This window comes from Stenotrophomonas sp. Steno-Z2, from assembly GCF_056393235.1.
Window position 1 is genome coordinate 33,414 of the sequence record NZ_JBWJOY010000009.1, and the last position, 25,291, is coordinate 58,704.

23 protein-coding genes are annotated in these 25,291 nt (G+C 71.0%); 6 read left to right on the forward strand and 17 right to left on the reverse strand.

What is annotated here, in order from left to right; genetic code table 11:
- Positions 1-103: 103 nt before the first annotated feature.
- The 5 genes from AC06FP_RS15030 to AC06FP_RS15050 form a co-directional block, all read right to left on the reverse strand.
- On the reverse strand, positions 104-1,132 hold the full coding sequence (locus tag AC06FP_RS15030; RefSeq protein WP_456117760.1) for an NAD(P)H-dependent glycerol-3-phosphate dehydrogenase: 1,029 nt from the start codon (positions 1,130-1,132) through the stop codon (positions 104-106).
- Between the two features lie 19 nt (positions 1,133-1,151).
- Positions 1,152-1,664 carry a protein-export chaperone SecB gene (secB, locus tag AC06FP_RS15035; protein ID WP_433853234.1) on the reverse strand — a complete coding sequence of 171 codons (513 nt, stop codon included), beginning with the start codon at positions 1,662-1,664 and terminating at the stop codon, positions 1,152-1,154.
- 103 nt (positions 1,665-1,767) lie between these two features.
- Positions 1,768-2,205, reverse strand: a complete 438-nt coding sequence (locus AC06FP_RS15040) for a rhodanese-like domain-containing protein (protein WP_456119376.1) — start codon at positions 2,203-2,205, stop codon at positions 1,768-1,770.
- A gap of 67 nt (positions 2,206-2,272) precedes the next feature.
- On the reverse strand, positions 2,273-2,701 hold the full coding sequence (locus AC06FP_RS15045; RefSeq protein WP_478076071.1) for a hypothetical protein: 429 nt from the start codon (positions 2,699-2,701) through the stop codon (positions 2,273-2,275).
- Between the two features lie 25 nt (positions 2,702-2,726).
- Entirely contained in the window at positions 2,727-3,185 is a 459-nt protein-coding gene (locus AC06FP_RS15050; protein ID WP_478076072.1) for a YiiD C-terminal domain-containing protein, read from the reverse strand.
- A gap of 47 nt (positions 3,186-3,232) precedes the next feature.
- Here AC06FP_RS15050 and AC06FP_RS15055 point away from each other — a divergent pair, with 47 nt between their 5' ends.
- From AC06FP_RS15055 to AC06FP_RS15065, 3 genes are all read left to right on the forward strand, one after another.
- Positions 3,233-4,006: a uroporphyrinogen-III synthase gene (locus AC06FP_RS15055; protein WP_478076073.1), complete on the forward strand. Its 774-nt coding sequence runs from the start codon at positions 3,233-3,235 to the stop codon at positions 4,004-4,006.
- Positions 4,007-4,102: 96 nt separating this feature from the next.
- The gene (locus tag AC06FP_RS15060) at positions 4,103-5,089 is read left to right on the forward strand and encodes a uroporphyrinogen-III C-methyltransferase (RefSeq protein ID WP_478076074.1); all 987 of its coding nucleotides are present in this window, start codon (positions 4,103-4,105) and stop codon (positions 5,087-5,089) included.
- On the forward strand, positions 5,086-6,348 hold the full coding sequence (locus AC06FP_RS15065) for a heme biosynthesis HemY N-terminal domain-containing protein (RefSeq protein ID WP_478076075.1): 1,263 nt from the start codon (positions 5,086-5,088) through the stop codon (positions 6,346-6,348). The genes AC06FP_RS15060 and AC06FP_RS15065 overlap by 4 nt, the downstream gene beginning before the upstream one ends.
- Positions 6,349-6,463: 115 nt before the next feature.
- Here AC06FP_RS15065 and AC06FP_RS15070 read toward each other — a convergent pair whose 3' ends face one another.
- Together AC06FP_RS15070 and AC06FP_RS15075 are read right to left on the reverse strand one after the other, a co-directional pair.
- Positions 6,464-7,795: a Fic family protein gene (locus AC06FP_RS15070; protein WP_478076076.1), complete on the reverse strand. Its 1,332-nt coding sequence runs from the start codon at positions 7,793-7,795 to the stop codon at positions 6,464-6,466.
- 81 nt (positions 7,796-7,876) lie between these two features.
- Positions 7,877-9,157 carry an acetyl-CoA C-acetyltransferase gene (locus AC06FP_RS15075; RefSeq protein WP_478076077.1) on the reverse strand — a complete coding sequence of 427 codons (1,281 nt, stop codon included), beginning with the start codon at positions 9,155-9,157 and terminating at the stop codon, positions 7,877-7,879.
- Between the two features lie 107 nt (positions 9,158-9,264).
- On the opposite strand from AC06FP_RS15075, the gene AC06FP_RS15080 reads away from it, so the two are divergent.
- The gene (locus tag AC06FP_RS15080; protein ID WP_478076078.1) at positions 9,265-10,152 is read left to right on the forward strand and encodes a hypothetical protein; all 888 of its coding nucleotides are present in this window, start codon (positions 9,265-9,267) and stop codon (positions 10,150-10,152) included.
- Positions 10,153-10,242: 90 nt separating this feature from the next.
- Here the strand turns inward: AC06FP_RS15080 and AC06FP_RS15085 are convergent, their stop codons facing one another.
- The 8 genes from AC06FP_RS15085 to glnA all read right to left on the reverse strand — a co-directional run bounded on the left by AC06FP_RS15085 (position 10,243) and on the right by glnA (position 20,429).
- Entirely contained in the window at positions 10,243-10,875 is a 633-nt protein-coding gene (locus AC06FP_RS15085; protein WP_478076079.1) for a superoxide dismutase family protein, read from the reverse strand.
- Between the two features lie 44 nt (positions 10,876-10,919).
- Entirely contained in the window at positions 10,920-11,489 is a 570-nt protein-coding gene (locus tag AC06FP_RS15090) for a superoxide dismutase family protein (RefSeq protein ID WP_456117750.1), read from the reverse strand.
- A gap of 157 nt (positions 11,490-11,646) precedes the next feature.
- Entirely contained in the window at positions 11,647-14,115 is a 2,469-nt protein-coding gene (locus tag AC06FP_RS15095) for a serine/threonine-protein kinase (protein ID WP_478076080.1), read from the reverse strand.
- Positions 14,116-14,281: 166 nt separating this feature from the next.
- Positions 14,282-15,715 carry a nitrogen regulation protein NR(I) gene (gene ntrC, locus AC06FP_RS15100; protein WP_478076081.1) on the reverse strand — a complete coding sequence of 478 codons (1,434 nt, stop codon included), beginning with the start codon at positions 15,713-15,715 and terminating at the stop codon, positions 14,282-14,284.
- Complete coding sequence (locus AC06FP_RS15105; protein ID WP_478076082.1) at positions 15,708-16,766, reverse strand: two-component system sensor histidine kinase NtrB; 1,059 nt, start codon at positions 16,764-16,766, stop codon at positions 15,708-15,710. Before AC06FP_RS15105 ends, ntrC begins: the two co-directional genes overlap by 8 nt.
- 79 nt (positions 16,767-16,845) lie before the next feature.
- Positions 16,846-18,189: an ammonium transporter gene (locus AC06FP_RS15110; RefSeq protein ID WP_456117746.1), complete on the reverse strand. Its 1,344-nt coding sequence runs from the start codon at positions 18,187-18,189 to the stop codon at positions 16,846-16,848.
- A 205-nt stretch (positions 18,190-18,394) separates the two neighbouring features.
- On the reverse strand, positions 18,395-18,733 hold the full coding sequence (locus AC06FP_RS15115; RefSeq protein WP_055772808.1) for a P-II family nitrogen regulator: 339 nt from the start codon (positions 18,731-18,733) through the stop codon (positions 18,395-18,397).
- 286 nt (positions 18,734-19,019) lie between these two features.
- The gene (gene glnA / locus AC06FP_RS15120) at positions 19,020-20,429 is read right to left on the reverse strand and encodes a type I glutamate--ammonia ligase (RefSeq protein WP_456117745.1); all 1,410 of its coding nucleotides are present in this window, start codon (positions 20,427-20,429) and stop codon (positions 19,020-19,022) included.
- Between the two features lie 211 nt (positions 20,430-20,640).
- On the opposite strand from glnA, the gene AC06FP_RS15125 reads away from it, so the two are divergent.
- Entirely contained in the window at positions 20,641-21,435 is a 795-nt protein-coding gene (locus tag AC06FP_RS15125) for an undecaprenyl-diphosphate phosphatase (RefSeq protein ID WP_456117744.1), read from the forward strand.
- 152 nt (positions 21,436-21,587) lie between these two features.
- Positions 21,588-22,415: a DUF4377 domain-containing protein gene (locus tag AC06FP_RS15130; protein ID WP_478076083.1), complete on the forward strand. Its 828-nt coding sequence runs from the start codon at positions 21,588-21,590 to the stop codon at positions 22,413-22,415.
- 68 nt (positions 22,416-22,483) lie between these two features.
- On the opposite strand, the gene AC06FP_RS15135 is transcribed toward AC06FP_RS15130, so the two are convergent.
- Both AC06FP_RS15135 and AC06FP_RS15140 read right to left on the reverse strand, forming a co-directional pair.
- Positions 22,484-23,095 (reverse strand): YbhB/YbcL family Raf kinase inhibitor-like protein, encoded by a 612-nt coding sequence (locus AC06FP_RS15135; RefSeq protein ID WP_478076084.1) that lies wholly within the window; start codon positions 23,093-23,095, stop codon positions 22,484-22,486.
- 64 nt (positions 23,096-23,159) lie between these two features.
- Positions 23,160-25,229, reverse strand: a complete 2,070-nt coding sequence (locus AC06FP_RS15140; protein WP_478076085.1) for a tetratricopeptide repeat protein — start codon at positions 25,227-25,229, stop codon at positions 23,160-23,162.
- Positions 25,230-25,291: the final 62 nt, after the last annotated feature.

The window sequence follows — 25,291 nt, forward strand, 5'->3', positions numbered from 1 at the left end:
AGCGTTTTTGGCAGCACCGCGCAGACACGGGGCCTGACCCGCGTCCACGGGCGCAAGAAAAAGCCCGGCATCGCCGGGCTTTTTCGTTCTTCTTCGCCGATTCCTACTTGAACAGCGTTTCCGGGTATTCCGGCTTCTGTTCCCGGGCCAGCAGCTGCTTCAGGCCCTCGGAGGGACTGAGTTCGCCATGCAGCACCGATTGCACCGCCTTGGAAATCGGCAGGTCGATGCCATGGCGGTTGGCCTGGCGCATGACCTCGTCGGCGGTCTGCACCGACTCGACCACCTGGCCGATCTCCTTCACCGCCTCCGCCAGGCTCTGCCCGCGCCCCAGCGCCAGGCCCAGCCGGCGGTTGCGCGACAGGTCGCCGGTGCTGGTGAGCACCAGGTCGCCCAGCCCGGCCAGGCCCATCAGGGTCTCGGGCTTGCCGCCGATGGCCGCGGCCAGCCGCAGCATTTCGTTGAGGCCACGGGTGATCAGGCCGGCGCGGGCGTTCAGGCCCAGCTGCATGCCGTCGGCCACGCCGGTGGCCACCGCCAGCACGTTCTTCATCGCCCCGCCCAGCTCGGCCCCGACCATGTCCTCGCCGGTATAGGCGCGGAACGCCGGGCCATGCATGGCATCGGCCACCTGCTGGGTGAACCCGGCATCGTCGCCATGGACGGTGATGGCCGTGGGCAGGCCCAGGGTCACTTCCTTGGCGAAGGACGGGCCGGTGACGACCGCCAGCGGCACGTCCGGGCCCAGCACCTCGCGCGCGACCTCATGCAGGAAGCGGCCGGAGCCGGGCTCGAAGCCCTTGGTCGCCCAGGCCACGCCGGCACCGGCCGGCAGCAGCGGCGCCAGGGTGCGCACGGTTTCGCCGAAGGCGTGCGACGGCACCACCACCAGGATCCAGCGGGCACCGGCGACGGTGCCGGCCAGGTCGGTGCTGGCGCGCAGGGCATCGGGCAGCGGAATCCCCGGCAGGTACCGGGGATTCTCGTGACGGCGGTCGATCGCCTCGACCACGTTCGCATCGCGCCCCCACAGCACGGTCGGGTGACCGTGCCGGGCCAGCAGGCTGGCCAGCGCGGTGCCCCAGGAGCCCGCGCCGAGGACGGCGATCTTTTCCGCGTCGTTGGTACTCATCCGCAGGGATGGACGCCGGTCAGGCGTTGCCGGCCGGCTCGGAGTCGGCCAGCGAGGCGCCATCGGCCTGCTGCTGGCGCTGGCGCAGGGTTTCGGCGTACAGGCCTTCGAAGTTGATCGGCTGCAGGTAGAACGGCGGGAAGCCGCCGGCCTGGATCAGGTCCGACACCATCGAGCGCACGTACGGGAACAGGATGTTCGGGCACTGGGTGCCGAGCAGCACGTCGATCGCCTGCGGCTCCAGGCCGATCAGGCCGAACACGCCGGCCTGCTCCACTTCGGCCACGTAGGCGGTCTTGTCGCCGGCCTTGCAGGTCAGGGTCACGCCCAGCACCACTTCGAAGGCGTTCTCGGACAGGCGCTGCACCTTCTGGTTCAGGTTCAGCTGCAGGTCCGGCTGGACGTTCTCGTTGAAGATGGTCGGCGAGTTCGGGGATTCGAAGGAAACGTCCTTGACGTAGATCTTTTCGACGGTGAACGCCGGGCCGTTGTTGGCTTCGGCCGGGACGGCGTTGTTGTTCTCTTCGGACATTTCTCTAGGACTCCAGAACGGTTCGTGCGTTGAATGGGATTGTTACCCCACCTGCGATGGGGGCGGCGCCAGCCCCACACAAGGGCTTAACGCCAAATGAAGATCAGCCGCGGCCCTTGACCAGCGGCAGATCCGCGGCCTGCCAGGCCGGCAGGCCGCCGTCGAGCACGAACACCTGCTCGAAGCCGGCCTTCTTCAGCGCCTTGGCGGCGTTGGACGAGGCATTGCCGGTGCGGCACACCAGCACCACCGGGGACTGCCTGGCCGCGGCCAGCAGCTTGTGCGTCGGGGTCAGCTGGGCCGGCTGCACGTTGCGGCTGCCGGTGATGTGGCCCTTCTCGAAGTCGCTGCCCGCCGACAGGTCGATCACCACGGCGTTGCCGGCATTGATCAGGCGGGTCAGTTCGGCCGGCTTGATCGATTTGTAGCCGCGGAACAGCCGTGCGATCTCGGTGACGATGATGGCGATGGTCAGGCCGGCGAAGGCCAGCGACAGCATCGGGTTTCGGCCAGCGAAGGCCAGCAGCTCTTCGTAATTCACTCGGTTCACGGTCAGACAAGCGGGCGGCGATTGTCGCACAAGCCGGCCGCGGGACGGCCAGCCCCGCCTACCGGCCCTGCCACAGGTCCGGCAGCCCCTGCGCCTGCCACCAGCGCTTGGCTTCCGGGTCCCAGCGCCAGCGTTCGGTCACCATCACGTTGCGTTCGGCCAGGGTGTTGCGGTTGATCACGCCCATTTCGACCCGGCGCTCGATGGCGCCATCCTCGGCGACGCCGGTGGAGCGTTCGCGGTAGTTGGATACCTGCACCTGCCGGTAGCGCTCGCGCTGCAGGTCGGTCAGCGGATGGGCGCGCCAGTACGCCGGGTCGATGAACCTCTCGGCGGCCTCGAAGTCGCTCCAGCGCACCGCCGCCACGTAGGCGTCCTGGGTCTGGGTGAGCTTGTTGCGCTGGCTGCGGCTGGGGCCGGCGGCCTGCGCGGTCATGGCCACGCCGAGCAGCACGGCGATGGCGGACTGGATGAGTCGTCGTTGCATGGTCTCTCCCCGGAACCGCGCCATCCTACCCCCTGGCCAGGGCCACGAAGCGCCCTTCCAGTTCCGCGGCGCCGCCCTCGATCTGCGCGCGCACGGTGACGCGCGCCCGGCCACGCTTGTCGAACAGCGACAGGAAGGCGTCCCAGTCCTCGTCCGGGGCGGCGCGCGCGGTGGCGTCGAGGTCACCGTAGACCGGCGCCCGGTAGCGGATGCTGCTGTCGGCCACGTAGACCTCGGCGTCATGCCCGGCCAGTGACAGGCGCAGGCTCACCAGCGCCCAGCCGGCCAGGGTCATCACCGAGGCGAGGCTGCCGCCGAAGGCGTTGCCCTTGTCGTTGACGTTGGCGGCCAGCGGCGCCTGCAGGCGCAGCGTGCCGTCGGCGTAGCCGGCGATGCGGATGCCCATCGCCGCCACCGGCGGCATCGCATCGAGGGTGGCCTGCAGCCGGTGCAGCAGGGCGTCGCGGTCGGGGGTGTCGTGCATGGGGCGTGCGGGAACGGGAAACGGAAAGCGCCCGCATAATGCATGGAATGAACCGCCGCGCCTACGTGCCGGCCGACACGGCCTGGCATCTGATTTCCCTGCGTCCTTCCGGGCAGCACGACGGGCTGCGCCGCGCCGCCGCCCGCTTCGGCGCGCGCACGGTGGCGGTGTCGCCGTGGCGGCTGCAGGCCCGCGACGACGACGCGACCCGCGAGCAGCTGCGGCAGGCCCAGGCCTGCGACCGGCTGGTCTTCACCAGCCCAGCAGCCGCCACCGCCGCCGCCCGGCTGATGCCGCTCGGGCAGTTGCCGGCCGGCAGTCTCGTCGCCGTCGGCCAGGGCACGGCGCGCACGCTGATGCGGCATGGCGCGGCCGCCGTGCAGGCGCCCACCCGCATGGACAGCGAAGGCCTGCTGGCGCTGCCGGCCATGGCCGACCTGGACGGCAAGCGGGTGGCGCTGATCACCGCGCCCGGCGGCCGCGGCATGATCGCCGCCCAGGTGCAGGCGCGCGGCGCGCGGCTGCTGCGCGTGGACGTCTACGAACGCGTGCCGCTGCAGGTTCCGGCCACGCTGTGGGCGCGCCTGCAGGCGCTGGATACCCCCACCGTGCTGGCGGCAAGCAGTGGCGAAGCGCTCGAACGCGTGCTGGCGCAGCTGCCGCCTGCCCTGCGCCGACGCTGGCAGGAGCAGCCGCTGGTGGCCGCCAGTGAGCGGCTGGCGGCGCTGGCCACGACGCTCGGCTTCGCCCATGTGCACGTGGCCGCAGGCCCCATGCCGGGCCAGCTCGCCGTTGCCGCGCACGACGCGCTGTTTTCCTGAACCGCCGGGCGGCTTGCGGCCGCGCGGCGTCGCGGGCGATGCTTGAAGCGCACCGCCGCCGCCCGCTGGGCGGCCTGCCAAGGATGCCGCACCCCCATGAACGACGATTCCTCCCCCTCCACGCACCGCCGCATGGCGCGCTGGATCATCGCCCTCCTGCTGCTTGCCGCGCTGGCCGCGGCCGCCGGGTTCGGCTGGCGGAGCTGGCAGGCGCAGCAGCGCCTGGCCGAGCGCAGCCGCGCCGTCGCCGATCAGCAGCTGGCGGCGCTGCAGCAGACGGTGGAAGCGCTGCGCCGCGACCAGCGCGCCAACGCCCGCGGCCTGCAGGATGTGGCCGCCACCCACCGCGTCCTGCGCGACGAAGTACTGGGCCTGGGCCAGCGCAACGCGCTGCTGGAGCAGAACGTCGCGCGCCTGGCCGACCATTCGCGCCAGGGCGCACAGGCGGTACGCCGCGAAGAGGCCGAACTGCTGCTCAGCCAGGCGCAGCAGCGCCTGGCCTATGCCGGCGACCTGGACGGCGCCCGCCACCTGTATGCGCTGGCCGCCGGCGTGCTGGAAAGCATGGACAGCCCCGGCTACCTGAACCTGCGGCAGGCGCTGTTGCAGGAGCGCACCGCGATCGACGCGCTCGGCCCGGGCGTGCGCGCCCGCACCGCCGCCCGGCTCACGCAATGGGCGGCAGCGCTGGACTCGCTGCCGCAACAGAGTGGTGACGCGGCCGCGGGCGACGCGCGGCCCACGTGGTGGCAGCAGATGCTCTCGCCGCTGGTGCAGATCCGCCCGGCCGACCCGCAGGTGCTGGTGGCGCGTTCCGAACGCATCGCCGCCGGCGATGCGCTGCAGATCGAACTGAGCCTGGCCCGCGCCGCGCTGGAGCGCGGCGATACCGACGGCTGGCGGCAGGCGCTGCAGCGCGTGGACGGCTGGCTGCTGCGGCTGTGGCCGGATTCGCCGCAGCGGCGCAGTCAGCGCCACACGCTGGCCGAGCTGCGCAGGGTCGACCTTCGCATCGCGCTGCCGGAGCTGGGCAGTACCCTGCAGCAACTGCGCGGCATGCGCGACGGCAAGGTGGCGCCATGAAGGCATTCCGTTCGCTGGTGATCGTCCTGCTGGTGGCCGCCATCGGCATCCTCGGCGCGCAGTGGCTGGGCCAGGAGTCGGTACGCGGCATCGGCGAGGTGATCGTGCGCGCCGGCGGCAACGACTACATCGCCACCCTGCCGCAGGCGCTGCTGGCCCTGCTGATCGCCGGCCTGCTGCTGTGGCTGCTGTGGACCCTGCTCAGCGCGCCGTTCCGCAGCTGGGCGCGCTACCGGCGCCGCCAGGGCCGCGCGCGGCTGATCGATGGCCTGCAGGCCCTGGACGGCGGGCAGTGGCAGCGCGCGGAAAAGCTGCTGGTCAGCGCCGCCGGCGAAAAGGAAGTGCGCCCGATCGCGCTGGTCGCGGCGATGCGCGCGGCCGAAGCGCGCGGCGACGCCGCCAGCGCCGGCCAGCACCTGCAGCAGCTGGGCGCGCTGGACGCCACCCTGCACGCGCTGCACAGCGCCGAACGCTGGCTGCAGCTGGACAGGCCGCAGCAGGCCATCGACGCGCTGGACCTGCCGGCCATCCAGCCGCTGCCGCCGCGCGGGCTGTGGCTGCGCACCGACGCGCTGGCCCGCGCCGGCCGCGCCGAGGAGGCCTATGGCCATCTGGGCGCGCTGCGCCAGCAGCAGGCGCTGCCGGCCGACACCCTGGCCGCGCTGGAAACCCGGCTCGCCCTGCAGATGCTCGACGAAGCCGCCGACGTCAACACCCTGGCCGCACGCTGGGAAGTCCTGCCCAGGGCGCTGCGCGGCACGCCGGCGGCGGTGGCGCGCTATGCCCGCCGTGCGGTGGCGCTGAACTGGAACGACGTCGCCCTGCACAGCATCGAGCAGGCGCTGGACGGCCAGTGGGACGAAGACCTGATCGCGCTCTACGGCGAACTGCCGGTGGACAAGCTCGATTCGCGCCGCGCCAGCGCCCAGCACTGGCTGCAGTCGCATGCGTCCAGCCCGGCGCTGCTGCTGACCCTGGGGCGCCTGGCGCGCGGCCAGGGCCAATGGACGCAGGCCGAGGAATTCCTGCATCGCGCCGTCGCCCAGGGCGCCGGCGCCGAAGCGTGGGAAGAACTGGGCGAAGGCTTCGCCGCCGCGGGCGAGGACGCGCTGGCGCGGCAATGCCTGCTCAACGCCCTGCACCACCGCCGTGGCGAGGCCACGCAGCCGCTGCAGCGTCGCGACCTGCGCCAGCGCATCCAGGACCAGGCCGTGGCCGAGGAGCGCGACGCGCACGGGTTTCCGCGCCTGCCGGGTTGAGCCGTCAAGATTGGAGCTCGCCACGCGGACTCTCCATGGCGGCCCCACCTAAGTTCCTCCGTCCGGGTGGATGATTCATCCACCACGGCAGGGATGATCCGACCTGGAGCAGGACCTACTTCCTGAGCTTCTCGGCCAGCCCGGCGACCGGCGTATAGATGAATGCCCTGCCGACCCGCTGGCATTGCATCAGCTTCAGTTCCGCCAAGGCTGCAAGGTCGGTCCTCGCGGTCTGGTAGGTAACGCCATGCACCTGCATGTGCCGGTCGATCCGGTACACCTTGTCTGGATGCCGCACCGCATCGATCAGCAGTTCGCGCTGCCGGTGATTCAACCTCGCGCCCAATCGCGATGCCGGCTTCAGCAGGGTTTCGGCAAGGTTGCGCTCCTGCACCTTCCTGGCGAGGTAACCATGCAGCCCTTCGATTGCCTGGACAATGACGTCCAGGTGATGGTCGACGAAGTACCCCAGGTCCGACTCATCCGTTTCGGTACGCAGGTAGGAGCGCAGGTATCGCGCCTTGGCCTGCTTGAGGACGCTGGAAATCGACAGGAACTCGCTCAGCCAATAGCCAGAACGGAGCATCGACCAGTAGAACAACGCGCGTGCGGTCCGGCCATTGCCGTCACAGAAGGGGTGGTCGTAGCCGATCTGGAAGTGGAGGGTGATCGCGCGTACCACCGGGTGCAGGAAGCCTTCTTCATTCACGCCATTGGCGAAATCGCATAACGCCTGCACGCGCTGCGGCAACTCGTGAGCGGGAGGTGGCACATGCAGGACACGCCCCTCTTCGTCCTCCACTACCACGTTGTCGGCCTGTGTACGCAGCCTGCCACTCTGGCCCGCATCATCCAACGTTCCATCGGTCACCAGACGATGGATCTCGAATACCGCATCCGGCGTCAGCGGCTGGTCCTTCCAGCGCCTCAGCTCCTGCATGGCGAGGAAGTTGTTGAAGATCATCCGCTCGCTGCGGTCTTTGGGAACGCGTCCACTACGCAGCATTTCCTTGGCCACGGCACGCGTGGTTCCTGCGCCTTCCAGCTGCGAAGACGTCATGGCTTCTTCGATCTGCGAGCGCAGCACGAATTTCTGCCGGGCACGCTCGTCCTCGATCTGGTCCAGCCCCCGCAATGAGCCTGACGCCTGCTGGGTGATGGCATGCAGCCTGCTCGCCATCGAGTCGGTAATGGCGAGACGAAACCACCTCCCGTCTCGATCCCGCAGCGGCAGGTCACGCGCTGCCGCGCTTCTGGCCAGCTTGATGCCCAGCCACCATTGCTCGACCGTCAGCCCCGGGGGTGGAGTCAGGTGACGCAGATGATCCCAATGTTCATAGACGCCGCGGACTTCCGGCCCGATGCGTCGATGCAGCAGATCGCCCAGCCTTTGAGAGTGGGCCTGCAACAGGCGCACGAATGGCGGCGGCTGGACGGGGATCTTCATGACACCCGGCAATTTACTACTAATTTCTCTCAAATTAGTAGTAAATCATTATTTACCACCTAACTTGTTGTTTTATAAAACTCAGCGCTCGATGATCGCCACCACGCCCATGCCGCCGGCGGTGCAGATCGACACCAGCGCGCGGCCGCCGCCGCGTTCGGCCAGTTCCTTGGACACGGTGGCGACGATGCGCGCGCCGGTGGCGGCGAACGGGTGGCCGGTGGCCAGCGACGAGCCCAGCGGGTTGATCTTCTCCGGGTCGATGCGGCCCAGCGGCGCGTCCAGGCCCAGGCGGTTGCGGCAGTAATCCTCGCTCTCCCAGGCGCGCAGCGTGCACAGCACCTGCGCGGCGAAGGCTTCGTGGATTTCGTAGATGTCGAAATCCTGCAGGGTCAGGCCGTTGCGCCGGAGCATTTCCGGCACGGCGATGGTCGGCGCCATCAGCAGGCCTTCGCCGTGCACGAAATCCACCGCCGCCACCTGCGCGTCGCGCAGGTAGGCCAGCGGCTCATGGCCATGGGCGCGCGCCCATTCCTCGCTGGCCAGCAGCACCGCGGCGGCGCCGTCGGTCAGCGGGGTGGAGTTGGCGGCGGTGAGGGTGCCGCGGCCGGAGGTCTTGTCGAATGCCGGCTTCAGCGTGGCCAGCTTCTCCAGCGAGGTATCCGGACGCAGGATGTTGTCGCGCTCCACGCCGCGGAACGGCGCGATCAGGTCGCCGAAGAAGCCGCGCTCGTAGGCGGCGGCCAGCTTGCGGTGCGAGGACACCGCCCATTCGTCCTGCGAATCGCGCGAGATGTTCCACTCCTTGGCCATGTCCTCGCAGTGGTCGCCCATGCTCTTGCCGGTACGCGGCTCGGCCACGCCGGGAAACTCGGGCTTGAGCTCGGACAGGCGGAAGCCGGACAGCAGCGCCTTGACCTTGTCGCCGGTGGTCTTGGCGCGGTTGGTGGCCAGCAGGCGCCCGCGCAGCTTCTTGCCGTAGACGATCGGCACATCGGACGTGGTGTCCGAACCGCCGCCGATGCCCGACTCGATCTGGCCCAGGGCGATCTTGTTGGCCACGGTGATGATGCTGTCCAGCGAGGTGCCGCAGGCGCGCTGCAGGGTGATGCCCGGGGTCAGCGGCGACAGCCCGGAGGACAGCGCGGCCTCGCGGCCGAGGTTCCAGTCGCTGGGGTGCTTGATCACCGCGCCCATCGCCACTTCGCCCAGCTGCTGCCCGTGCAGGCCGAAGCGTTCGACCAGCGCGCCGAGGGTGCGCACCGACATGCCGAGGTTGCCGACGTCCGCATAGGCGGTGTTCTGGCGGCAGAACGGAATGCGGACACCACCGAGAATGGCGACGGGACGGGCGCTGGACATGCGGTTACCTGGGGCTGGTGGGAGAAGGCGACGCGGACCTGCCTGTGGCAGCAGGCATAATGGACATTGAGTGTAGCTTCGAGCCTGTGACGGGCCAACCGCGAACCATGAGCAATTCCAACCCCGACATGAACGCACTGGGCGTGATGGCACTGGAGCTGGCCGGCGGCCAGCAGCCGCGGCTCGCCGCGCTGCCTTCCGCGCAGGCCGGCGAACTGGCCGCGCTGGTGGGCCGCGACCTGCAGAAGCTGGTGCCGCAGGCCAGCGGGCTGGACCTGGTGCTGGCCGCGGCGCATTTCGACCCGGCCGAAGTGCTGCGCCCGGGCTGGCCCGTCCACCGGCGCCTGGAGGAACTGCAGATGCGCGCGCCGGGCCGCAACCAGGGGCCACGCCTGCTCGCCTTCGGCGCCGATGCCTCCGGCGACGTGCCGCTGCCCCTGCAGGCCGACCCCATGCTCACCGGCGGTGGCCTGCGCGTGCTGCCGTTCGTGCTGGCCGGCGGCGATGCCGCCCTGCTGGCCGAAACCCGCGATGCGCTGGAAGAGGTGCTGCTGGCCAACGGCATGGCCCAGGCCGACACCGCCCTGCTGGCGCAGAACGCCTTCGGCGCGCAGATCGAGCACGCGCGCTATTTCACCGTCAACGACCTGGCCGCGATGATGGCCATGCAGTACGACAACCAGGGCCTGGCCGGGTTGTGGCCGCTGCTGGAGACGGCCATGTTCTCGCCGGAACGCGAGCAGTGGCTGGACGCCGCGCCCGAACCGCTGCTGCGCTATGCCGGCAGCGAAGTGCGCATGGCCCTGTTCGACCCGGCCGGCTGGTGTGCGCACTACGCCCAGGACCGGAACGACTGCGACCGCCTGCAGCGCATCTACGAGCAGTACCTGATGCGCCAGCGGCAGATGGCCGCGGTGCTCGAGGCGCATGGCCTGGACGTGCTGTACGTGCATGTCGAGGCCGGACAGGACGCGCGCGTGGTGATGGCGCGCTGACGGTTCCGCGGGCCCCGGCCATCGTCTTCAACGGAAAACGCCGGCATGTGCCGGCGTTTTCCATTCGTGCGGCAGCGGGCTGCCTTTGCCTCATTCGGCCTTGGCGATCACCGCGCAGGCCAGGCGCGCGCCGGCGTTGCCGGTGGGCTGGCTGTGGTAGTCGTCCGGGTCGGCGTGCACGATCAGGCCGCGGCCGATGATGTCGAAGGCATCGCCCTTGCCGGCGTTGACGTTGCTCGACACCGGGCCGTCGACACGGGCGTTGCCCTGCGCGTCGGCGACGATGTTGGGCATGTCGCCGCCATGGTGTGCGGCCGCGTCGATGCTGCCATGCTCGGCATTGCCCGGGTTGAAGTGGCCGCCGGCGCTGGTGCCGTCCGGCGCGCTGCAGTCGCCCTTCTCGTGGATGTGGAAACCGTGCTCGCTGCCCGGCTTCAGCCCGCTGATGTCGCCGCTGGCGTGCAGCCTGCCGTCGACCACGGTGAAGCGGATGCTGCCCTTGACCGTGCTGTCCTTGGTCGGCTGCAGCTCGGCGGTGGCGACGGCAGCAGTTGCGGCGGCGGCGGGCTCCATGGCCGGCGGCGCGGCGGGATCGGCGGCGGGGGCCTGGGCCGGCGTGCCGGCGGCGGGTTCGGCCGGCGTTGCGGCAGGTTCGGCGCCCTGCTTGCAGGCGCCCAGCACCAGGGCGCTGGCGAGGAACAGGCTGGTGTGGATCAAACGCATCGTCGTACTCCCTTCGTTGAACAGGATCGGCCGGATCGCCGCATTCAGCGGGTGACGCGGATCACGCCGCAGGCGACCCGGGCGCCGGCGTTGCCCGCCGGCTGGCTGTGGTAGTCGTCGGCGTCGGCATGGACCACCAGGGCGCGGCCGGCGATGTCGTTGGCCGCGCCGCCGCCAAGGGTAACCCCGCGCAGGTGTACGTCCACGTGCACGACGCCTTCGGCATTGGCCTGCAGGTTGTCCATGTCGCCGGCATGGTGCGCGCCGCTGCCGGCACGGCCATGCGGTTGCGCCGCCGGGTTGAAGTGGCCGCCAGCGCTGCTGGCGTCGACCGCGCTGCAGTCGCCCTTTTCGTGCACGTGGAAGGCGGCCTGGCGGCCGCGCTGCAGGCCGCCGATCACCCCGGTGATGTGCACGCCGCCGGCTTCGGGCACCAGCGCCACGCGGCCGCTGACCAGGCTGGCCGAGGCCGGCGCCAGGTTGGCCTCGGCCATGCGCGCGGTGCTGACCGCCGGCGGCGCGGGCGGCGCTTCGGGCCGGGTGGGCGCGCGCGTGCCGCAGGCGGCGAGCAGGGCGGTGCCGACGAGGGCCGTCAGGGATGGACGAAGATGCATGGCGAGCTCCTTGGCGTTTGCGGCAAGCGTACTGCCTCGCACGGAAAAATCCTCGCATGCGCCGGCGAGGCCGGTGCGCCCTCGACAGCGCCGCGCACGCAAGGATGCGCTGTCCGCCCGGCCCGTGTATCGAGCCGGGCGACACACCACGCCGACCCTACCTCGATCCACCGGCGGCCTTGCTGCGGGCTTCTTCCACCTTCGCCAGCGTCTCGCGCACGCTGCGCAGCGGATCGACGCGCCCGTCGCCGTAGACGGCACGCATCGCCGCGAGCGCGGCCCGGGCATGGGCATGCGCGCCATCGACATCGCCAAGCGCGAGTTCGGCTTCGGCCAGGCCGCGCAGGATCTCGGCGGTCACCGGGTGGTCGCGCGACAGCGTCCGCTCGGCGATTTCCAGCAGCACGCGCTGCTCCTGCTGCGATTCCCGTGTGCGGCCCGCCGCCAGCAGCCAGTTGGCATGGTTGTGGCGGTTGATGAGCGCATCCAGCGACTCTGGGCCGGAGTGGGCGATGCTCCATTCCATCGCGGCGCGGTAGTGGGGGCCGGATTCCTCCAGCCTGCCCTGCTGGCGCAGGGCGCTGGCGAGCAAGCCGCGGGCGTAGGCGGTGTAGCTGTTGTCGTCCCCATACAGGCGCCGATACGCGCCCACCACCTGCTGCAGCTGGACCTCGGCGGCGGCGAAATCGCGCTGGTACAGGTAGGCGACGGCGAGGTCGCGGCGGGTGACCAGGGTGAGCGGATGGTCGGCGCCCTTCAGGCGCGCACGGCGCTGGACGAGATCGCGCAGCAGGGCGATGGCCTGCTGTTGCCCGCCGGTGCTGGAGAGTACGTTGGCGAGCCGCTTTTCGGCGTCCAGCCGGTACTGGTCGTCCGCCGGCAGCAGGCGCGCGAGCCCCGCCTCCGCCGCACGCGCCTCGCGCAATGCCTCGTCCGGGCGCCCGAGGTCGATGAGCACCATTGCCCGGCGCGACTGCATGTCGTGGGCGAGCCAGAGATGCCCGGGCGCGCCACGCCGCGCCCTGTCGATGCCTTCGGCGAGCAGCGCTTCGGCCTGCTTGCGTTTTCCTGCCCCCACCAGCGCATCGCCCAGCACCTGGGTCGCGCGCAGGTACTGGAACTCGAGCTGGCGCGGATGCCGGCCGGCCAGTTCGCGCACCGCCTGCAGGTGCGCGACGGCGGGCCCGAACTCGGCCAGGTGGGTCTGGTTGATGCCGATGAGCAGCTCCATGTCGGCCAGGATGTCGGGATAGCCCGCCAACTCCCGCTTCGCACGCCTGGAGGCATCGTCGAGCACGCGCAGCATCAGGGTCTTGTCCAGGTCCTGCGAGATCGCCGGATCGACGCTGTCCAGCACCGAGGCCAGGAACTCCGACGTCACCTTCGCCCGCGCCGCTTCCTGGCGCGCCTCGCGCAACGACCAGGCGGTGGCGGCCAGGCCGGCGACCAGCGCCACGGCCACCACGGACGTGGCGGCCACCGCCAACCGGTTGCGTCGTACGAAGGTGCGCACGGCCAGCCATCGCGCCGGGCCGGCGGCCTGCGGCGGATAGTGGCCAAGCCAGCGCCGCAGATCGTCCAGCAACGACGACACCGAGGCGTAGCGCGCAGCGCGTTCGGGTTGCAGCGCCCTGAGCGCGATCGCGTCGATGCCATCGCGCAGCGCGCGCCGCAGGCCGCGCGGCGTGCTGCCGCGCAGGGCGGCCAGTTCCTTCCGTCGCGGCGACGGCTGCTCCTGCAGATACCGCGATGGCGGGACCGGCGCTCCGGCTTCCGGGCAGGCGCCGCAGGCCAGTTCGTACAGCAGGGCACCGAGCGAATACACGTCGCTGCGGGCGTCGGTGTCGTTGCCCGCGCCGGCCTGCTCGGGACTCATGTAGCCGGGCGTACCGCCGCCCAGCGCTTCGCCCGGGCCTTCGGCGTCCATGGCGATGCCGAAGTCGATGATCTTGGGCAGGGGCTGGCCGTCGACCGCGGCGACCAGGATGTTGCCCGGCTTCAGGTCGCGGTGGATGACGCCCTTCTGGTGCGCGTGCTGCACGCCTTCGCCGGCCTTGACCAGCAACTCGACGCGCTGGCACAGGGTCAGCCGGTTCTGGTCGCACCAGGCGGAGATCGGCCGCCCGTGGATGTATTCCATCACCAGCCATGCGCGCCCGTCCGCATCGACGCCGGCGTCGTGGATCTGGGCGATGGCCGGGTGCTGCATCTGCGCCAGCAGCCGGCATTCATACTCGAAATGCCGGTGGCGGCGTTCGTCCAGCGCCGTGGCGCGCACCAGCTTGAGCGCGACCTCGCGCTCATAGGCGCCATCGGCGCGCCGCGCCAGATAGACGCGCCCCATGCCGCCCGAACCGATCATGCGTTCCACCGCCCAGGGGCCGAACCGCGTCCCGGGCATCACCTCCGGCTCGCTGGCCTGCACCGCGGCCTTGACCGCCTGCCGCAGCGGAGCGCGCAATCGGGTGACGTCGGTGTCGGCGGCGAGCAGCGCCAGGAGTTCGCGCTGCAGTTCCGGGTCGTCGCCGGTATGCGCGTGGATGAAGGTGATCCGTTCGGATTCGGGCAGTTCGGTGGCGCGGTGGAACAGGTCGGTCAGACGGTTCCAGGCATCGGCGTTCAACATGGCGCCGCACGCCGGATGCGGTGGCGATGGCGCACCGCCGCCGGCATCGCGGACGGTTGCGTTTGGCGGGCCGAAGGTGGCGTCTGCGTCTCCATCGGAGGCCGATCATACACGGCCATTCAGGTTCGGATCCGCCCCCTGTGGCAGAGGGAAGGGCCGCCGTCCGTCAGCGCTTCCGCCCCGGCCCCAGCTTGCGGGTGACGGTGTTGCGACCCAGGCCAAGCCGCGCCGCGGCGTCGCTGCGGTGTCCATCGGTGGCGGCCAGCGCGGCCTCCAGCAGCACCGCGTCCATGCGTTCGCGCACTTCGGCGTGCAGGCCGCTGGCGCCCTCGGCCAGGCGTTGCCGCGCCCATTGCGCCAGCGCCTGGTCCCATTGCGCCGGCGGCACCGCGGCACCGCCGGCGCGCGCGCGGCCGCCACGGGCCAGCGCGGCCTGCACGTCGGCGGCGGAGATGGTGTCGGCCACCGCCAGCGCCGCCAGGCGCCAGCACACGTTCTCCAGTTCGCGCACGTTGCCGGGCCAGTCGTGCTGGCGCAGTGCCTGCATGGCGGCGCCGGACAGGCGCTTGGGCGGCATGTCGAGGCGGCGCGCGGCATTGCCGAGGAAGGTCGCGGCCAGCGTCGCCACGTCGTCCAGCCGTTCGCGCAGCGGCGGCAGCCACAGCCGCACCATGTCCAGCCGGTGCAGCAGGTCGGCGCGGAAGCGGCCCTGCCCGACCAGCGTTTCCAGGTCCTGGTGGGTGGCGGCGACCACGCGCACGTCGACATGGATCAGCTCGCGTCCGCCGACGCGGAAGAACTCGCCTTCGGCCAGCACGCGCAGCAGCCGCGTCTGCAGCGGCAGCGGCATGTCGCCGATTTCATCCAGGAACAGCGTGCCGCCATGGGCCTGCTCGAAGCGGCCGATATGGCGCCTGGCCGCACCGGTGAAGGCGCCGGCCTCGTGGCCGAACAGTTCGCTCTCCAGCAGTTCGGCGGGAATGGCGGCGGTGTTGAGCGCGACGAAGGGACCGCGCGCGCGCGGCGATTCGCGGTGCAGCGCGTTGGCCACCAGCTCCTTGCCGGTGCCGGTCTCGCCGTTGATCAGCACCGACAGCGGCGCCTGCGCCAGGCGCCCGATGGCGCGGAACAGCGCGCGCATGGCCGGGGTGTCGCCGATCAGCTGCGGCGCCTGCTCGTCCTGCACGGGCGCGGGCGGCGTCTCCAGGCGCAGCTCGGGTTCGGGCAGCGCGCGGCGCGCCAGGTCCACCGCATCGTCCAGGTCGAAGGGCTTGGACAGGAATTCATGCGCGCCGCCGCGGAACGCGCCGGCGGTGCTGGCCACGTCGGTGTAGGCCGACATCACGATCACCGGCAGCTGCGGCAGCGCGGTCTTGAGCTTTTCCAGCAGCACCAGGCCATCGTCGCCGGGCATGCGCACGTCGGTGAACAGCAGGTCGGGCGCCGGTTGCCGCGCCAGGGCGTCGAGCGCGGCGGCGGCGCTGTCGAAACCCTCCACGGTGTAGCCGGCATCACGCAGCGCGGTGGTCAGGACGAAGCGCACCGCGCGGTCGTCGTCCACCACCCAGATCGTCGCCGCCGGCACGGGCGCGTCAGGCATCGGTGACCTCCTTCTCCTCGCCGGCGGCCGGCAACGGCAGCAGCAGGGTGAACACGGTATGCCCCGGGCGCGAGCGGAAGCTCAGCGTGCCGCGGTGTTCGCGCGCCACCTGCTGCGCCAGCGCCAGGCCAAGCCCGGTGCCCTCGGCGCGGCCGCTGACCAGCGGCAGGAACAGGTGTTCGGCCAGGTCGTCCGGCACGCCGCGGCCGTCGTCGGCCACTTCCAGGCGCAGCGCCAGCGGCGAGGCATGCTCGGCGATGCGCGCGCCGTGTTCGATGCGGGTGCGCAGCACGATGCGGGTGGCGCCGGCCTGGATCGCGTTGCGCACCAGGTTGAGCAGGGCCTGGGTCAGGCGGTCGGCGTCGCCGGCGAATTCGGGAATGCTGGGGTCGTAGTCGCGCTGCAGCTGCAGGGCCCAGCCGGCTTCGTTCTCGGCCAGGCGCAGCACGCGTTCCAGCGCGGCATGGACATTGAGCGGCGCGTGCGGCCGCTGCGGCGCCGGCGACAGCAGCTGTTCGAGCAGGGTGTTGAGGCGTTCGATCTCGGCGCCGATCAGGTCGATCAGCTCACCCTCGGCGGCGTCGCGATGGTTGGCGCGGCGCGCCAGCAGCTGCGCCGCGCCCTTCAGCCCGGCCAGCGGATTGCGCAGTTCGTGGGCCAGCCCCTTGAGCGCGGCGGCGAAGGCGCCGGGCAGCACCTGCGCCGGATCGGGCGCGGCGAACTCGTCCACCGGGTGCGCTTCCAGCAGCCAGCCGCCGGCGTCCAGCGCGCTCAGCCAGCCTTCGGCGAAACGCGGGCGTTCGCCGGGCAGCGCCAGCGCCAGCCGCGACAGGCGCACCGCGTCGGCGGCGGCCGCCTGCGCGAGACGTCCGGCCAGCGCGTCGCCCTGGCTTTCCAGCGAAGCCAGCGGCTGCCCCAGCAGGCGCCGCACGCTGACCCCCAGCCAGCGGCAGAACGCCGGGTTCGCCCCGGCGATACGGCCGTCCGGCGCGGCCCACACCAGGGGCGTGGCCAGCATGTCGGCGGTGGGCGGGGGTCCGGTATCGCGCATTGCACCAATGTAGTGCAAAGCCGGCTGTCCTGCCGACCCCGGGGGGCCCGCCGCCTGGCGGGCGCCCCGCTCTTCCCGCTCAGGCCTCGTAGGCCGATTCGCCATGGCTGCTGATGTCCAGGCCGGTGCGCTCGGCATCCTCGCTCACGCGCAGGCCGACCAGGGCGCGCACCGCCAGCAGGATCAGCGCGGTGACCGCCGCACTCCACAGCACGGTGAAGCCGATGCTGACCGCCTGCACCCACAGCTGGTGCGCGATATCCAGCCCGGCCCGGGTGCCGCCCAGCGACTGCGCGCTGAACACGCCGGTGAGCAGGGCGCCGACGATGCCGCCGACCCCGTGCACGCCGAACACGTCGGCGGTGTCGTCCACACGCAGCAGGCGCTTGAGCCCGGTGACGCCCCACACGCAGAGCATGCCGGTGACGAAGCCGATCACGATGGCGCCCAGCGGCCCCACGGTGCCGCAGGCCGGGGTCACGCCGACCAGACCGGCGACCGCACCCGACGCCGCGCCCAGTGCCGAGGGATGGCCCTTGGTCACCGCTTCCACCAGGGTCCAGCCCAGCACCGCGGCGGCGGTGGCCAGCACGGTGTTGATGAAGGCCAGCGACGCCACCGTGTCGGCCGCCGCCGCCGAACCGGCATTGAAGCCGAACCAGCCTACCCACAGCAGCATGGCGCCCAGCCAGGTCAGCGGCAGGTTGTGCGGCTTCAGGGCCACGTGGCCGTAGCCCAGGCGCTTGCCGACGAACCACGCCGCCACCAGCCCCGCCACGCCGGCGTTGATGTGCACCACGGTGCCGCCGGCGAAGTCGATGGCGCCCATTTCGCCGAGCCAGCCGCCGCCCCAGACGGTGTGCGCCATCGGCAGGTAGCCCAGGGTGAACCACAGCGCCGAGAACAACAGCACCGCGCCGAAGCGGATGCGTTCGGCGAAGGCGCCGACGATCAGCGCGGTGGTGATGCCGGCGAACGTGGACTGGAAGGCCACGAACAGGTAGTCCGGCAGCCCGGCGATGGGCGTGTTGCCCACCGATTCGGGAGTGAAGCCGCGCAGGAAGGCGAAACGGGTGAACGACCCGAACAGCGCATTGCCGTCGCTGAACACCACGCTGTAGCCGTAGGCCACCCACAGCAGCAGCACCAGCGAGAACACCACCAGCACCTGGCTGAGCACCGACAGCACGTTCTTGGCGCGCACCAGGCCGCCGTAGAACAGCGCCAGCCCGGGCACCACCATCATCAGCACCAGCAGCGTGGAGGTGAGCATCCAGGCCACGTCGCCGCGCTCGAACGCGGGTGCGGCGTCCTGCGCCGATGCGCCCAGGGGAAGCAGTGCCAGCGCGAGGCCGGCAAGCGTGGACGACAGGCACGGACCACCAGCCCGGGCCTTGGGCCCGGTGAAAATTTCCTTTCGCATTGTCGACTCCGGTTGGGGGTGGATCAGCGCAGAGGGCGACTGCCGGAGCCTCTCTCCCTCCGGGGGAGGGGTTGGGGCGGGGAGGAGTGGAGTCCCATTGGTTCAAACATCACCGGCTCCGTTCGTCCCTCATCCGGCGCTTCGCGCCACCTTCTCCCGAAGGGAGAAGGAACAACCGTCCTCCACGCCGATCCGGGGGTGGGGTTCAGAGCGCGTCGGCACCCGTTTCGCCGGTGCGGATGCGCACCACCTGCTCGAGCGGGGTGACGAAGATCTTGCCGTCGCCGATCTTGCCGGTGCCGGCGGCCGCCTGCAGGGTTTCGATCACCGCATCGACGTTGTCGTCGGTGACGGCGGTTTCGATGCGGATCTTGGGGAGGAAATCGACCACGTACTCGGCGCCGCGGTACAGCTCGGTGTGGCCCTTCTGCCGGCCGAAGCCCTTGACCTCGGTGACGGTGATGCCGGAAACGCCGGCCGCGCCCAGGGCCTCGCGTACTTCGTCGAGCTTGAACGGGCGGATGATGGCGGAGATCAGTTTCATGCGCAGGTCCCGATGTGGAGGAGACCGGCCGTCGCGGCCGGCATCGTGTCATCCAGCGGCCGGGGAACGGCCGCTGGCGGTGCGCCGGATGCGCCGCGGGCCGTGACGCGGGGAGGAAAGCCTGGCCCGCGCGGCGCGTTTCCGGTTTCTCTTGCCACTGCCTGGGTGTTGCGGGGTTTGCCGCCGGGGGCGGCGATGGCCAAAGCGGGAGGGGAGGGACTTTGCCATCGCCGCCGTTGCCGGCAGCAAGGGGGTGCGGCGGCCGCGCGAAGGCGGCCGCCCGGCATCAGCTGGCGTAGTACAGCTGGTACTCCAGCGGATGGGTGGCCGCGCGGAACGCGGTCACTTCCTTCATCTTCAGCGCGATGTAGGCGTCGATGAAGTCGTCGCTCATCACGCCGCCGGCCTTGAGGAACTCGCGGTCCTTGTCCAGCGCTTCCAGCGCCTGGTCCAGCGAGGAGCAGACCTGCGGAATCAGCTTTTCCTCTTCCGGCGGCAGGTCGTACAGGTCCTTGTCGCTGGGCGCGCCCGGGTCGATCTGGTTACGGATGCCGTCCAGGCCGGCCATCATCAGCGCGGTGAAGGTCAGGTAGCCGGACTGGATCGGATCGGGGAAACGCATCTCGATGCGGCGCGCCTTCGGGTTGGACACCCACGGGATGCGGCACGAGGCCGAGCGGTTGCGCGCCGAGTAGGCCAGCATCACCGGCGCCTCGAAGCCCGGCACCAGGCGCTTGTAGCTGTTGGTGCCGGAGTTGCTGAAGGCGTTGATGGCGCGGGCGTGCTTGAAGATGCCGCCGATGTACCACAGCGCCATCTGCGACAGGCCGCCGTAGCCGTCGCCGGAGAACAGGTTCTTGCCCTCCTTGGCCAGCGACTGGTGCACGTGCATGCCGCTGCCGTTGTCGCCGACCAGCGGCTTGGGCATGAAGGTGACGGTCTTGCCGTTGCGGTGCGCCACGTTCTTGATGACGTGCTTCATGCGCTGCAGTTCGTCGGCCTTGGTCACCAGCGTGTTGAACTTGGCGCCGATCTCGCACTGGCCGGCGTTGGCCACTTCGTGGTGGTGCACCTCGACCTCGATGCCGACCTGGGTCAGCACCTTGCACATCTCGGCGCGGATGTCGTGCAGCGAATCGGTCGGCGGCACCGGGAAGTAGCCGCCCTTCACGGTCGGGCGGTAGCCGCTGTTGGCGCCGTCATAGCTCTTGCCGGTGTTCCAGGCGCCTTCCTCGGAGTTGATCTTGAAGAAGGTGTGGCCCATGTCGTTGGCGAACTGGACCGAGTCGAAGATGAAGAATTCCGGTTCCGGGCCGAAGAAGGCCAGGTCGGCGATGCCGGAGGACTTCAGGAAGGCCTCGGCGCGCTTGGCGATGCCGCGCGGGCAGCGGCCGTAGCCCTGCATGGTGGCTGGATCGAGCACGTCGCAGGTCAGCACCAGGGTCGGGTCGGCGTAGAACGGGTCCAGGTAGGCGCTGGCCGGGTCCGGCATCAGCACCATGTCCGATTCGGCGATGCCCTTCCAGCCGGCGATCGAGCTGCCGTCGAACATCTTGCCTTCCTCGAACAGCGACGGCTCGACGATGGAGACCGGGAAGGTCACGTGCTGCTCGATGCCGCGCATATCGACGAAACGCAGGTCGACGAACTCGACCTGGTTGTCCTTGATCAGCTTCTCAACGTTTTCCAGGGACATCGGGCAAAACCTCGGATGGAGTGGCGTGCGCTGGTTACAGCAACTGCCGTGCCAACTTCCTGGAGCGTGCAAACCCTTGTTTTCCAAGGCGCATCCCCACGTGGGCCACGCGCAGTTGCACCCATATGGTGCAACTGCGCGTGATGCGCACCAGACAGGTGCATTCCCGGCAATGCTCTATCCTTGCGGCTCCTCCTGCCTCCCCCGCCTCATGTCCGACCCGATTTCCGCCCTGCTGCTTGGCATCCTCGAAGGCCTCACCGAATTCCTCCCCGTTTCCAGCACCGGCCACCTGCTGATCGCCGAGCGCTGGCTGGGCGCCCGCTCGGACTTCTTCAACATCGTCATCCAGGCCGGCGCCATCCTCGCCGTGGTCCTGGTGTTCCGGCAGCGGCTGTGGTCGCTGGCCACCGGCCTGGGCGAACGCGACAACCGCGACTACATGCTCAAGCTGGGCACCGCCTTCCTGGTGACCGCGGCGGTCGGCCTGCCGGTGCGCCTGGCCGGCTGGGAACTGCCCGAAACGGTGACGCCGATCGCCTGGGCGCTGGTGATCGGCGGCGTCTGGATGCTGTTGGCCGAGGGGTTCGCCGCCCGCCTGCCCGACCGCGATACCGTCACCTGGAAGGTCGCCGTCGGCGTGGGCCTGGCGCAGGTGGTGGCCGGCGTATTCCCCGGCACCTCGCGCTCGGCCGCGGCGATCTTCCTGGCCATGCTGCTGGGCCTGAGCCGGCGCGCGGCCGCCGCCGAGTTCGTCTTCCTGGTCGGCATTCCCACCATGTTCGCGGCCAGCGCCTATGCCTTCCTGGAGCTGGCGCGGCACGGCCGGCTCGGCCATGAGGACTGGGGCGATGTGGGCATCGCCTTCGCCGCGTCCGTGCTCACCGGCTTCGTGGTGGTGAAGTGGCTGCTGGGCTACATCAAGCACCATCGCTTCACGTGGTTCGCGGTATACAGGCTGGCGTTGGGCGCCGCGCTGCTGCTGTTCCTGCCTGCTGGAAACTGAATGGGGAAGGCCGCCGGCAACCCCTGCAGCCGGCGCCACACGTTTGCCTGGTCGCCTTCCATGGCGGCCCATCGGCCTGATGCCGATGCGATGCCCGAACCGCTCCAGGCGGTTTTCCACCCCCTTCCCCCCTGCTTCCCAAGGAGTACCCCATGAAGCGCATCCTGCTGCTGGCCCTGCCCATCGCCCTGATGAGCGCCTGCAACAACACCCCTTCCACCGCCCAGGGCGACGCCACGCCGGCCGCCGACACCGCGGCACCGGCCGCGCCGGCCGCCGCGGCTGCGGCGGTCGACGCCGGGCAGCTCGGCGCCAACCACTGGGTGCTCGACAACGCCGTCGACAGCGCCGGCAAGCGCATCGACGCGCTGTTCGTGCGCGCCGACAAGCCGGTCACCCTGAACTTCGCCGGTGGCCGCCTGTCGGTGGACAACACCTGCAACCGCATGGGCGGCGGCTACACCCTGGCCGGCAGCGAGATCACCGTGTCGCGCATGGCCTCCACGATGATGGCCTGCGCCGACCAGGCGCTGATGGCGCTCGACCAGGCCGTGGGCAGCCGCCTGGAAGGCACGCTGAAGATCGACCAGCTCGACGCTTCCACGCTCAGGCTGACCAGCGCCGCCGGCGACGTGCTGAGCTTCCGCGGCGAGCCGACCGCCGAGACCCGTTATGGCGGCCCGGGCGAGACCGTGTTCCTGGAAGTCGATGCGCAGACCAGGCCCTGCCCGCACCCGCTGATCCCCGACAAGCAGTGCCTGCAGGTGCGCGAAGTGCACTACGACGACAAGGGCCTGGAGCAGGGCAAGCGCGGCGAGTTCAGCAATTTCTACGACGCCATCGAGGGTTATACCCACGAGGACGGCGTGCGCAACGTGCTGCGGGTCAAGCGCTATGCGGTGAAGAACCCGCCGGCCGACGCGCCGTCGCAGGCCTACGTGCTGGACATGGTGGTCGGCTCGGAAACGGTGAAGAAGTAACCGGCACCGCTACCGCTGGGAACGACGAAGGGCGCCTTGCGGCGCCCTTCGTTTTTGTCCGGCGAAGGTCAGGCCAGGGCCGGGTTGAGCGTGTAGGTGCCGTGCAGCGCCGCTTCGGCCAGCACGTGGCCGTGCATGGCGCGGTAGACGTCGGCGGCGGTGAAGTCGCCTTCCACCGGCAGGCGTTCCACGTCCAGCGCGAACAGGCGGAAGAAATAGCGGTGCACGCGCTCGTCGTTGAACGGCGGGTACGGGCCGTCGTAACCGCGATAGGTGCCGGCCATGTCCGGATTGCCGGCGAACCAGGCGGTGTAGTCGTTCACGCCCTGGCGCGTGCCTGCCGGGCCCGCCGGCGGCTGCTTGCCGCGCGCGGTGAAGCCCTCGCTGCAGCTGCCGGCGGCGATTTCGCGCAGCGAGGCGGGAATGTCCACCATCACCCAGTGGATGAAATCGCCACGCGGCTGGTCCAGCGGAACGGTCACATCGTCGCGGCCGACCAGCGCCGGCACGGTCGGCACGTCCGGGTCCACGCACACCAGCACGAACGAACGCGTGCCGTCCGGCACGTCGCTCCAGGCCAGCTGCGGGTTGCGGTTGGCGGCGAAGCCGCTGGCGTCGCCGGCGGCGAATTCGGCCGGGATCGGCCGGCCATTGTCGAAGCTCTGGCTGCTCAGTTTCATTGCCTTCTCCTCGGGGGAAACGCCGGCCGCGGCCGGCGCCTGCCATTACGGGTGGATCGCGCGCTCAGGCGTCGGGATAGCCCAGGCGCGCGGCGACCGGGGCCAGGTGCGCGAACTCGGCCGCCAGCACCTGGGCATACCTGCGCCAGTGGCCGGCTTCGATGGTGGCCGGGCCGAGGCTGCGCACCGGCGGGAAACGCAGGCCGAAGGCCTGTTCCAGCAGGTTGCCCATCGCCGCCGGGTCGTTGACCGCGTCGTCGATGCGCAGGATCAGGTGGGTGTAGAGGTCCTGCTCGTGCAGGTCGGCCACCTGCTCCAGCGCGCGCGCCAGCCAGCGCGCGGCCTCGTCGGCCGAGGTCAGCGCCAGCGGCGCCGGCGCGCCCAGCGCCAGCCATTCGACCAGCATGTCGCGCGGGTCGCGCACGGCGATCACCAGGCGGCCTTCCGGCAGCTGCGGGCGCAGCGCCCACAGCAGGGCGTTGTCCCACCACAGCAGCCAGTCGATCACGTTGCCGTCGGCGATGCCGCGCGCCGGCAGCGCGTCGCGCCACTGCTGCACGAACTGCGCCGGGCTCAGCGTGTCCTCGGCCAGGCGCTGCAGGGTGTGGAAGTTCTGGAAGGCGTCGTCCGGCGGGTTCGGCCCGAAGCGGTCGCCGCGCAGCACCTGGCTGCCGGCGGCCATCACCGCCACCACGCGCTCCACGCCCGAGCCCGGCGCGCCCCAGACGAACAGCGGCCGCAGCGGGTTGTCCTGCGCCACCTCGCCCAGCGCCGGCCATTCGGCCGGGGCCCTGGCCTGCGGCGGCAGCGGCAGGCGCGACGGCGCCAGCTCGCCATGCAGGCGCAGCCAGGTGGCCAGCGCCGCGGCCGGCTCGCCGGCGCGGTCCTGCACCGCGCCCAGCCACACGCGCAGTTCCGGTTGCGCGGCTTCCGGGGCGGTGTCGACCAGGGCCTGCACATGGGCGATGGCCGCCGCCGGCTCGCGCGCCAGCAGGGCTTCGACGATGCGCTGCTCGCCGCTGACGCGGCCCGGTTCCAGGGCGACGATGCGCCGCGCCAGCGCTTCGGCGGCATCGGCTTCCCCGTTCATGTCGTGCAGGCGCAGGCGCGCTTCCAGCGCCGGCAGGTGGTCGGGCATCGCCGCCAGCCAGCGCTCGACCACGTCCACCGCTTCCGGGCTGCCGACCGGCGCCACCGCCAGCCGCGCCAGCCACAGGTCGTGCAGCTGCGGGTGCGCGGCCAGCGCCGCGTCCAGCTCGCCGCGCGCCTCGTCCTCGCGGCCCAGGCGCTGCCAGGCGACCAGCAGCATCTGCAGGGTGGCGCGGTCGCCGGGCAGTTCGGCCAGCAGCGGGCGCAGGTGGTCCAGCGCCTGCAGCGGCTGGCCGGAGGCCAGTTCCAGTTCGCCGGCCAGGCGGCGCATGCCCGGGGTGTCGCCTTCCCGCGTGGACAGCACCTGCCGCATCACCTCGGCGGCGCGGTCCGGGTGGCCCTGACGCAAGGCCAGCTGCACCAGCAGCCCCTGCAGGGCGCGGTTGGACGGATTCAGTTCGACCACGCGACGGAAGGCCTGCTCGGCGAAGGCCAGCAGGTCCTTGGCCAGGTAGGCGAAGCCCAGCGCATAGAGCACGCGCGGGTCGTCGGGCAGGCGCTGGCTGGCGGCCGACAGCACCGCCAGCGCGCGGTCGGCGTCGCCGCGGCGCAGCGCGACCATGCCTTCGATGGCACCCAGTTCCGGGCTGTCTGGCTCCACGCGCGCGGCCATGCGGCCCAGGCGCTCGGCCTCGTCGATGTCCTCGCGGGCCAGCGCCAGGTGCGCCTGCATCAGGTAGGCGGAAAATTCGTTGGGGTTGAGCGCGGTGGTGCGCTCCAGCGCCTGCCCGGCGTCGTCGATGCGGCGCTGGGCCAGCAGCAGGCCGGCATGCTGCAGGTGCAGGGCGGCATCGTCGGGGGCCAGCGCCAGCGCCTGCTCGAGGCTGGCCTGCGCGGCGGCGGCGTCGCCCTGCTGCTGCAGGGCCAGGGCCAGCCAGCGGTGGGCCTGCGGCTGCTGCGGTTCGGCGCCGACCCATTGCCGGGCCGCGGCTACGGCGTCGTCGGTGGCGTTGCGGCGCAGGGCTTGGATGATCGTGTCTTGCATGGCGGTCCGGCGTTGGGCACAAAGCGCCATTGTAGAGGCGCAGCCCGCTCCGCATGCCCCTG